This is a genomic window from Motilimonas pumila (assembly GCF_003596335.1).
Classification (GTDB): domain Bacteria; phylum Pseudomonadota; class Gammaproteobacteria; order Enterobacterales; family CBDFNC01; genus Motilimonas; species Motilimonas pumila.
On sequence record NZ_QZCH01000013.1, the window covers coordinates 1 to 10,817 of the forward strand.

Below are 10,817 nucleotides of genomic sequence, written 5' to 3' on the forward strand. Positions count from 1 at the left end.
CAGGCTCAAAATTCGTATCGATTTACGGGTTTGAGCCTATTAGATCATATTCGTTGAAAAAGTGCGATCCCGCCCTGGTTTCAATAGTGAGTTGCACTTCGCTATTTTTGGGAGTCTAAAAGCTTTTGTTGCTTTTTATTACGGTATTCCAAATATTTCCTTTGCGGGTCATTGGCTGTTCGCTCGCTTACTATGCTAGCAAAAAATTGGTCCAAATTTGGAATGATTAGTACGCTTGACATCTGAACATCTGAAAGTGACATTGCGCCAAAACTTCTTATATCCCCTGGTGAGACGATGTCGAATTCGCCTTCATTAAGTGAATATGATTTATTGGAATAGCTCATGTCGAAGTCCACAAATCGTCCTTCACTATCCAATAGTATTACTTCAGCAGTCATATGTGCATCAAGTTGACTGCTATTTACCATATCAAAAGTTACGTTATAACTTTCAGAGTAAATATTTTCCGGAACAGCCATTTGTTGCGTTAATTCTGCGTCAAGTACGTCAAAATTAGTAACTTCTACTTTATGAAGGCGCGCTTTGAATTCTTCTGCTGTAATGCCATTTTGGCGTTGATCAATATTAAAAATACCTGTTGTGTAGCCAACCGTTGACTCTGTAATACATGTGTTTGTCATTATTTGGTTAACATCATTCATACCCATTGAGCCAAATATATAATCTACTTCTGATTCATTGAGAGAGTTATTATTTATGTCCAAAAAGCGTATGTTTTCCAATCTGCCAAAACAACCCCCTTGAGATACCCCTAACACTTTCATTGAAGTCAAAAAGTAATCGCTAATTGCTGAAGTCCGACATATCTGAATTGATTCGATTTCTACATGTTTTGCCACAGAAGGTGCCAATTCGACAGGGACTTCCCAGCATCGATCTTCCCAGGTTACACTGCCACCAAGATGTGCATCGAATTGATAAATATTGTTACTAATTTCTGCGTTAGGCATGTTGTTGTTTGCTTCACCTTGTTCGCTCGATGCTTCTTTGTTCTCCTGCTGGATCGGTTCCTTGTCACTGCTGCCTCCGCCGCCGCCACAACCTGCAAGTACTCCAGCAATAACTAATACCGATAGCTTCTTCATTTACTTAGATCCTTTTTAACTTCTTCCAATAGAGATTGATTTTTTATATTGTCAATTGTAAAGCAGTAGCTTTGCTTTTAATTAATTAAAAATCATGGGGTTATATATGATTTAGGTTGACTTTATAAAAAATAAAAGTGAATTATACATAAAAAGCTAATGTCATTCTCTATTTGTACCAATAAATGGTAAGCGATATATTTACTCTGTCATGTGTTGTTCAACGTATTTAAACTCTGGTGGCGCATTTAGCCAAACTTGGCCTTGGTAGGTTTGGCGATAACCGTATTGGTAAAGTTGGTTCATGTAACCACGGTTAAAAAACTCGGGTGGTCGAGTTACTTCAAAGTCATCACGAATATAAGCAAGCTTAAACTTAAAGCCATAACGTATTGATTGATTGTATATTTGATTTACGTCGCCGCGGCCTTGATATTTCAATAGCGTAAAAATAGAGCGCCCTGTATTAGCCAATAACGAAGCGTCCGCGATGTGATAATCCGGGTCTAACTTGGTGTTATAAATGATGTATACCCTATGTTCTCGTGCGCTTGTTTTGTCTTGCTGTTTGGCTAAGGTAACTTCTGGAAATAAAAAGACTTGGTGCGTAATGCCGCCGTCGACGTGCAGTTCTTGAAATTGCCGCTGTTGATAACTGACGTCGATCATCTTCGCCGGAAACACTCCTGGAACAGACGATGAGGCAATAATAATATCTTCAAACAATGTTTCTTTGTTGGCTATATCACTTAAAGCCAATTCTCCCATGTTCCAAACCACGGGCCGTTGGCTATCGAGATCTGTGGTGCCCATTAACAATAATCGGCCCCTGAGGTGTTGTTGAGCTACTTGTTCTATGATGTCGGCGCTGATGGTTTCTCGCACGATAGCTTCAAAAGGCTCGGTATTAACGAGCGACAGGCCTGTAAACATAGTAAAGATAGATTTGCTTTGGAATAACTGATCGCCGTCGGTTTGGGTATAAAACCGCGTCAGGTAGGAGTCATACTCTGCGCCTAAAAAGGCAAAGACTGAAATAATGGCGCCTGTACTGATGCCTGTGACCACCGAAAATTCAGGGCGATCGCCGCGTTTACTCCATGCGTTGAGCACACCAGCGCCAAATGCGCCGTATTCTCCTCCACCAGAGAGAGCTAAATGGTGGGCTGGCAGTATATGGCCCTGAGCGTTATATAAAAGCCCTGCTCGCTTTTGCCTTTGTCGCAGTTGTTGAATGTACTGGTCATCAAAAGGGTTGTCGCGGCTGTCACCAAAATAACGCAGCTGGGTGAGTCCGGCTGGAGCAACAAGGTGGGTAAGCTCTGCTGGCACGGCGGAGCGAGGTGGCACTTGGCTACACCCCAGCATGATTAACACACTCATCAAGCTGTAAACATGTTTGGTTAACTTTAACCTTGCGATCATTTTTGTTTCCTTGTTGCCACCATTGCCTACGCTAGTGAGAGCGTAGAAAATAAATGTTGCAAATCAAGGGGCGAGCTAAAAATGTTCTGGTTGTATTTTGTTAACGCAGCAATTTGTGGTGCAACAGTTCTAGCTCATGATTGATATGCCTAAACTGAGGCGGACTGTTGTGCCAGACATTATGTTGCTGCATTTTTTGATAGCCGTACTGGTACAGCGCAGCCATGTAACCTTCGGTAAAAGGCTCTTGTGGTGAAGGTTGCGTAAAGTCTGGCTCTATGTATGCCAAGCTAAACCCCATTAAGCTGCGTTTAGCGTGCATATAGATGGCGTTAACGTCGCCACGACCTTGGTACTTTAAAATGGTCGATAACGATCGTTTGCTAATATCGACGGTAGAGAGGCCGGTGGTTTGAAAATCTGGTTGCAGTTTAGCGTTGCGAATCACGTAAACCTGTTGAGGACGCCCTCTGCCATCGTGGTCAACCTGGCCACTGAGTACGGCTTCTGGAAATAAAAACACTTGGTGGGTGACGCCGCCATCTACGTGCAGTTCTTGAAATTGTTGGTCTTGATATTCTACTTCAATTAATTTCACGGGGAATGCCGCAGGCACCGAAGATGAAGCAATGATAATGTCTTCAAAGAGCGCTTCTTTGTTTGTTACTTGGCTATTGGCAATTTCTCCCATGTTCCAAATAACCGGCCGCTGGCTATCGAGCTCTGTGGTGCCGACTAATAACAACCTACCGCGGCGATATTCGGCGGCTACTTGGTCGATGATGTCTTCGGTGATGGTGTCTCGAACCAGTTGTTCAAATGGCGCTGTATCGAGAAATGAGTCGCCGAGCAGGCCTGATAGAATGGGTTTGGTGCTGTAAATGTCTTGGCTTTTGGTTTCTGTGTAAAAGTGCTTTAAAGCGGGGTCGTATTCTGGCCCTAAAAAAGCAAACACAGAAATGATAGAGCCGGTGCTGATGCCTGAGACCACGGTAAACTCGGGGCGATCGCCACGTTCAGTCCAAGCATTTAAAATGCCGGCTCCAAAAGCGCCTTTTTCACCGCCGCCAGATAAAGCCAAATGTGAGGCGGGTAAGAGTTGGCCGGCATCATCATAGAGTAAACCTGCACGGCGTTGACGCTCAACCACGGTGGCAATATAGTTTTGCGAGAATGGGCTGGTGGCACTGTCTCCCCAATATCGAAACTGCGCTTGGCCAGACGGGTGTACTAAGTTGGCAAGCTCATAAGGAACGGGAGTGCGAGTGGGCTCTGAGGAGCAGGCGCTAAGTAATAGGAGACAAGCCAAACAACGCCACCACACCGATTTCAACATGCAAGCTTTCCAATGATGAGAATAATGATAATAATCATATCAAAATTTGGCCGTTCAAATTAACATCATTATTGTGGTAATTACTGTGACAATGGGTTTGTTATGCGAGTAGAAGATCTGACGCTGTTTTTGAAAGTAGTGGAGTTTGGCAGTTTTAGTGCCGTGGCGCAGCTGCTGGACTTGCCGCGTGCCAATATTAGCCGGCGTATTAACGAGTTGGAAAAAGAGCTTGGTACGCGCTTGTTTATACGCACAACTCGTCAGCTCAGTTTAACCTCGCAAGGGGCGCAATATTACAGTCAAGTAAATACCATTATCCAAGACTTAGAGCTGGCTAACTCTGCCCTGACCGAGCAAACCAAGTCGCTGACGGGGAAAGTGAAAATTGGGGTGCTCTTAGGGTCGGAAGAATCGTTGAATATTGCCATTTCAGCGTTTATGGATAAACACCCAACGGTTTGTATTGAAAGCCGATTTACAAACAATAGCTTCGCTGACATGTTTCAATATGGGCTCGACTTTGCCATGCACATTGGCAAGTTGCATGATTCCAGTTTTATCGGTCGTCACTTAGGTACGTTTAGTCGTATGGTGGTGGCGAGTCCGGATTATTTAGCCCGTCATGGTCGGCCGACGTCACCCGAGCAATTGTTAGGGCAACGCATCTTAGCGTTTCGCTGGCCCGATGCCTCCCTCGAATCTCATTGGTCGATAGGTGGGCGAGATTGGCCGATTCAGCCTAATTTAATCAGCAATCACTACGGTCAAATGATTCAGGCCGCGGTGAACGGTAATGGCATTGGCTATTTACCCTATGTGATGGCTTATCCTTTTTTAAAGGACAATCGATTAGAGATATTATTCAATGGCTTGGAAACTGATGTGGAAGACGTTTGGTTACTTTATCCGAGCCGAGAAGGCATCACCGCTACCGCTAAGGCTTTGATGGAGCATATCATCGCTACCTTGCCTGACTTCTTGCCAGAGAAATATTAGTTTGTCACGATTATCGTGACAAAGAAGCTCAACTTAGCTACTTACTGAAATTTTCCACTTCCTTAGAATGGCTTTTAAACCACACATTTACGTGAGCAGCTGCCAAGTTTTTATGCTCACGTCAGTGTGTCTTTGTTAGTCATCACGCAAAGCGGTTGGCCCCATGCAAATTGAATGCTTTTGGTGGTCTGTGCTTTGCGCTATTGAGGGAGTTTGCCATGAAGCATCCATTAACCGCGACGGCATTTTGTATATCTTTATTAGCACTATCAGGGTGTGCCGGAGAGCATACTGTGGCGGCGGAAAAGTCGCTGCGCCCAGTGCAAGTTATCACGATAGAGCAAAGCAGCCAGCAACAAACTCGACGCTACTCTGGCGTACTGGCATCGGCAGAAACCGCCAATTTGGCATTTCGAGTGCCTGGCACGATTGAAGAAATTTATGTCAATGCTGGTGATAAGGTCACGCAAGGGCAAGTATTAGCCAAGTTAGATCAACACGATTATCAAGTAGTGGTGTTAGAGCTTGAAGCGCGCTTAGAGGAAGCCATTGCCGCGCAACACCTTGCCACCACTGAGCTAAAACGTGTACGCCAAGCCAGCGCGGGTAATGCCATTGCCAGCGTCAAACTGGATCGCGCAGAAAGCGGCAAAAAACGTGCTGATGCAGCGGTAAAAGTGGTAAAGCAAAACCTTAAAAAAGCCCAAGACGCGTTACGTTACACCGAGCTCACCGCGCCGTTTGACGGCGTCATTGGCCGCCGTATGTTAGATCAATTTGAACAGACCGGACCTGCCATCAGCATTTTCACCCTGCATAAGCCAAGTGAGTTAGAAGCCGTGGTTGACGTGCCAGAGAGCCAAATTTCAGGTTTTTATCTGGGCCTTGCTGGTGACTTAAAGTGGCATCGCGGTGAGCAAAAATACAGCGCGAAACTCAATGAAGTGGCCACCATTCCCGATCCTATTAAGCAAACCTACCAAGTGAAGTTCACGGTTGAGCAACTGCCAGACAATATTTTGCCTGGTCGTGCTATTCAGCTGACATTGCCGTACCAATTGTCGGGTGACATGAACTATTGCGTGCCTCACTCAGCGTTAAAACTAGAAGGTGAACAGGCCTACTTATATCGCGTAATTGGCCAAACCGCGCAATCTATGATGGTGAAAGTGGTGAGTCAAAACCAAGACGCGGTATGCATTGACGCAGATCTCGACCAAGGCGACCAGATCATTACCGCCGGTGTGCACTTTATCAATGACGGCCAAGCGGTCGGTCGTTTGATCACACAATAAGGGGACGATTATGAACTTGGCAGATTTTGCGATTAAGCAACGCACCTTTATTGGCTTTTTTACCGTGCTGTGTATCTTGGCCGGCATCATGTCCTATTTTCAGTTAGGCAAACTAGAAGATCCTGCGTTCACCGTGAAGAGCGCTGTTGTGGTGACCCTATATCCTGGCGCCAGCGCCAAGGAAGTCGAACTGCAAGTGACGGATAAAATCGAAACCAAGCTGCAAGAAATGGGATCCTTATGGAAACTGCGCAGCTTGTCTCGCCCCGGTAGTTCAATGATCTTTATTGATCTTAAAGAGTCCACCAGCGCGGAAGATTTACCGCAGCAATGGGACTTATTGCGCCGTAAGATCGACGACGTGAAGCTGCAATTACCGGCTGCTGCGCAACTGAGCATAGTGCAAGATGAGTTCTCAGAAGTTTACGGCATGCTGTTTGCCCTGCACGGTGACGGCATTGAACCGGCGCAACTAAAGCAATACGCGCAAGAGTTACAGCGCCGAATCAAAACGGTTGATGGCATCAAGAAAGTTGAACTGCATGGCGTGCAGCAACAGATTGTGACGATTGATCTGCCGGATGAGCGTTTAGCCGAAAACGGTTTGTCAGCGGCCATGGTGCTAAACCAATTGTCCACGCAAAACATGATGCTAGACGCGGGCAGTTTTAAAGCCGGCGAAGAAAGAATCCGTGTAAGCCAAAACAACAGCTTTAAAAACCTGGATGATATTCGTAACTTGATGATCAAGTCTGGCGTTGGCGAGTTTGGCTCAGGGTTAATTCGTTTAGGCGACGTGGCAGATGTTTATTACGACTATCAGCAGCCGGCGTTATCTGAAAGCCGCTTTAATGGTTACCCTGCTGTCACCCTAGCGGTTAGCCCTGTGAACGGCATCAACGTGGTGGATTTAGGCCAAGACCTGAAGGACATTATCAGCGACTATAAGCAAGAGCTGCCGATGGGTGCTGAGATTGGCATTGTGGCTTTTCAACCTGATGAAGTCCACAAGTCGATTACCGGCTTTATTGGTAACTTGTTAGAAAGTATCGCCATTGTGGTGCTGGTTTTATGGGTCTTTATGGGCTGGCGCAGCGCCAGTATTGTCGGCTCTAGCTTGTTGATTACTATCTTACTGACTCTGATCTACATGAACATCAGTGGCATTGACTTACAGCGTGTTTCCGTTGGGTCCTTTATCCTTGCCCTTGGCATGTTGGTAGATAACGCGATAGTGATTACTGACTTATTTGTTACTAAGTTAAAGCTAGGACGAGACCGCTTTGCCGCAGCCAGAGAAAGCGTAAAAGAAATGGCGTTGCCGTTGTTAGCGGCCACGGTTATTGCCATTATGGGCGCGACGCCGGTGCTCTTCTCACAAACCGACGCGTCTGAATTCTCCATTAGCGTATTCCAAATCTTATGCAGCTCCTTGTTATTGTCTTGGCTGGTGGCCATGACGTTAACGCCGCTAATGTGTTGGTTATTTATCAAGGCTACGCCAGCTGGTGAGCATAGCAAAGCGTCTAAGTTTACCTTGGCTTACCAAAGTGTGATTGCTTGGACCGTGCGCCACCCTGTGAAACTGTTGGCTTGTTTGGTGCCCTTGATGTTGGTTACTGCCATTATTGTGCCCCGCATTGCGGTTAACTTTATTCCCGGCTCTGACCGCGCCATGGTGTTCTTGGACTATTGGTTGCCAAATGGCGGCCAAGTAGAAGTGGTTAGCCAGGACATGGCTAAAATTGAGCAATGGTTAATGCAACAACCCCAAGTGAAAAGCATTTCAACTTATGTGGGTAGCAGTGCGCCACGCTTTTCGGTGACCGTAGAGCCAGAACCGTTTGATGGCAGTTATGGCCAAATTCTGATTAATACCCATGATTTTGCTGACATTGCGCCGTTGATAAAAGCCGGAGACGCTTGGCTGGCTGAGCAGTTTCCGAATGCCGAGCCAAGGTTTCGCAACCTGAAGTTGGCCACCAAAGACAAGTTCAGCATTGAAGCGCGCTTTATTGGTCCCGATCCACAAGTGCTGCATCAATTGTCGGCCCAAGCTCAAGCGATTATCGCTGCGCACCCCAATACCAAATACGTGCGTGATGATTGGCGTCAACCCAGTAAAACCTTAACTCCAGTGATTGACCAAGATCTGGCGCGCCGCGCTGGTATTAACAGTGCCGACATTACGCTGGCGATACGCCGCGCCACCGATGGCGTGACGATAGCGCAGCTACGTCAAGGCAAAGAGCTGATTCCGGTGCAAGTCAAAGGCAGTAACACCGAGTTAGGACAATTGGAAAACTTACCTGTGCGGTCAATGCTAGGGTTACATGCGGTGCCTCTTGGTCAAGTGGTTAAAGGCTTTGAAATGACCGCTGAAGAAAGCATGGTGTGGCGCCGCGATCGCGTGCCCGCCATCACGGTGCAAGCTGGCGTAGTCGATGCCACGCCTTCAGACGTGCGCAATGCGTTGGCGGCAGACATTGAAGCTATCGCTTTACAGCCCGGTTACCAGTTTGAATGGGGCGGTGAGTATTACGATGAACGCCGCTCGATAGATGACACGGTAAATCAAATCCCAAAAGCGGTATTACTGATGGTGGTGATTTTGGTGGCACTATTTAACGGCTTTAAGCAACCTGTGATCATCTTTATTACCTTGCCACTGGCGGCCATAGGTTCTAGCTGGGCCTTGTTCTTACTGGATAAACCGTTTGGCTTTATGGCTTTGATTGGCGCGGTTGCTCTCTCTGGCATGATAATCAAAAACGGCATCGTATTGATGGACCAAATTGAGCTAGAGCGGGCCCAAGGCAAAGCCATTGATGAAGCCATTAAAGCGGCCACGTTAAATCGTACCATGGCCATCTCAATGGGTGCCTTAACCACTGCGCTGGGTATGATTCCTCTGCTGAGTGATCCTTTATTTGACCAAATGGCAGCCACCATTATCGGCGGCTTAATCGCCGCGACGTTTTTATCTTTATTGGCGATGCCTGCATTTTATCGCTTGTTCTACCGACCTGCGCCAGCTGTGGCACCTTCGCAATCAAAATCAGAACAGGAGCTAAGCCATGAAACTGCATAAAATAGCGATTAGCGTATTACTTGTTGGCGTCGTGTCTGCGTGTTCGGTGACGCCAGAGTATCAAGCTCCTGCAACACCTGTGGCGACGCAATACTTGTATCAAGACACGGTAACCACGCCTCAGGCTGACGAGGTTGCATCAGACCATTGGTGGTTAGCCTTTAATGATCCTGTGCTTAATCAGTTGGTTGAGCAAGGTCAGCAGCAGAATATTCCGTTGCAAATGGCGGCGCGACAAATCCGCTCAGCGCAAGCGTACCAACAGGCCATTGCTTCATTTAAGGTCCCTACGGTGAGCATTGGCGCCGGATACACCTCTTATGGTATCAGTGAAAACGATCCATTATTGGGCCCAGCGGTAACCGCCAGCAACCCGATGACGGGCGAGTCTCTTAACTTGGTGGATGACAGCAGCGGCGCATTTTTAGCTGGCGCGAACATCAGTTGGGAAATGGACTTGTTTGGTCGCATTGAAGCGCAGTCGCAAGCGGCATCTATTCGAGTTGAACAAGCGGAAATTTTCCGCCAAGGCTTAACCACCAGCATTACCGCAGACATTGTCAGTAACTATTTACAGCTGCGCGGAGCGCAGGCGCGGTTAGCGATTGCAGAGCGCAATATTGATGAGCAAAGCACGACCTTGGCGTTGGTTAAACAGCTGGAAAAAAGCGGTTTTGGCTCGGCCATGGATGTTGCGAAAGCCAGCAGTTTATTGGCCGCAACGCAAGCGGTGTCACCACAGTTAAAAACGGCTGAAAAGGTACATTTTCACCGTTTAGCCTTGTTACTTGGCACCACGCCCAGCCAGCTTGGTACGCAGTTGAATCAAGCTGCGCCGTTGCCAGAGCAAGCCATCAGTATTCCATTAGGGCTGCCGTCTGAGTTATTGCAGCGACGTCCAGATATAGCCTTGGCCGAGCGGGAAATGGCGGCCATTAATCAAGACGTGGGCGCGGCCATTGCTGCTAAATACCCCAGGTTTTTCTTGTCGGGTAGCCCAGGTTTAGTGGCCAAAGACTTTGGCGACTTATTTAACTCTGATTCGGCCGCTTGGATTGGTAGCGTTGGCGTGCAGTGGAACGTATTTGACGGTGGCCGCAGTGATGCTGTGGTAGCCCTGAATGAAAACAGGTTTAAGTCCAGCGTGCTGGCTTACCAACAAAGCGTTAATACGGCCATCACAGAGGTAGAAACTTGGCTAATGGCGTATGGCAACAGTCAGCAATATCAAACCAGTATTGCCCTTGCCAGTGCAAAGGCAGAGCAAGCGTTAAACAAGGCGCACACCTTGTATCAGTCTGGTTTGATTGATCATTTGCAAGTATTGGACGCTCAGCGTCAACAAAATGCACTGCAAGACGCTGAAATTGTTGCGCAATTACAAACGTGGCAAAGCGTGGTGGAACTGCACAAGGCCCTTGGAGGTGACTGGCAGGTCACGCCAGCCGAGCATGGGGGCAATGCCGTTACACCGTAATCTTTGGTTTATAGAGCAAGGTAATCCTCCCTCCACTGTAGTCGCTGGCAGCTTAATTACAGTGCTTACCTTGCTCTTTTTTTTAGGC

Annotated in this window: 7 protein-coding genes; 4 read left to right on the top strand and 3 right to left on the bottom strand. The window is 47.2% G+C overall.

What is annotated here, in order from left to right:
- Nucleotides 1-101: 101 nt before the first annotated feature.
- The 3 genes from D1Z90_RS10885 to D1Z90_RS10895 form a co-directional block, all read right to left on the bottom strand.
- Nucleotides 102-1,109: a hypothetical protein gene (locus tag D1Z90_RS10885; protein WP_119910789.1), complete on the bottom strand. Its 1,008-nt coding sequence runs from the start codon at nucleotides 1,107-1,109 to the stop codon at nucleotides 102-104.
- A gap of 201 nt (nucleotides 1,110-1,310) precedes the next feature.
- Nucleotides 1,311-2,534, bottom strand: coding sequence for a patatin-like phospholipase family protein (locus tag D1Z90_RS10890; protein ID WP_119910790.1), 1,224 nt, complete (start codon nucleotides 2,532-2,534; stop codon nucleotides 1,311-1,313).
- Between the two features lie 100 nt (nucleotides 2,535-2,634).
- Nucleotides 2,635-3,870 carry a patatin-like phospholipase family protein gene (locus D1Z90_RS10895; protein ID WP_119910791.1) on the bottom strand — a complete coding sequence of 412 codons (1,236 nt, stop codon included), beginning with the start codon at nucleotides 3,868-3,870 and terminating at the stop codon, nucleotides 2,635-2,637.
- A gap of 102 nt (nucleotides 3,871-3,972) precedes the next feature.
- Between D1Z90_RS10895 and D1Z90_RS10900 the strand changes: the two genes are divergently transcribed.
- From D1Z90_RS10900 to D1Z90_RS10915, 4 genes are all read left to right on the top strand, one after another.
- Entirely contained in the window at nucleotides 3,973-4,866 is an 894-nt protein-coding gene (locus D1Z90_RS10900; RefSeq protein WP_119910792.1) for a LysR family transcriptional regulator, read from the top strand.
- A gap of 218 nt (nucleotides 4,867-5,084) precedes the next feature.
- Nucleotides 5,085-6,161, top strand: coding sequence for an efflux RND transporter periplasmic adaptor subunit (locus tag D1Z90_RS10905; RefSeq protein WP_119910793.1), 1,077 nt, complete (start codon nucleotides 5,085-5,087; stop codon nucleotides 6,159-6,161).
- A gap of 10 nt (nucleotides 6,162-6,171) precedes the next feature.
- On the top strand, nucleotides 6,172-9,252 hold the full coding sequence (locus D1Z90_RS10910) for an efflux RND transporter permease subunit (RefSeq protein ID WP_198419137.1): 3,081 nt from the start codon (nucleotides 6,172-6,174) through the stop codon (nucleotides 9,250-9,252).
- Nucleotides 9,239-10,729 carry an efflux transporter outer membrane subunit gene (locus D1Z90_RS10915; RefSeq protein ID WP_119910795.1) on the top strand — a complete coding sequence of 497 codons (1,491 nt, stop codon included), beginning with the start codon at nucleotides 9,239-9,241 and terminating at the stop codon, nucleotides 10,727-10,729. The genes D1Z90_RS10910 and D1Z90_RS10915 overlap by 14 nt, the downstream gene beginning before the upstream one ends.
- Nucleotides 10,730-10,817: the final 88 nt, after the last annotated feature.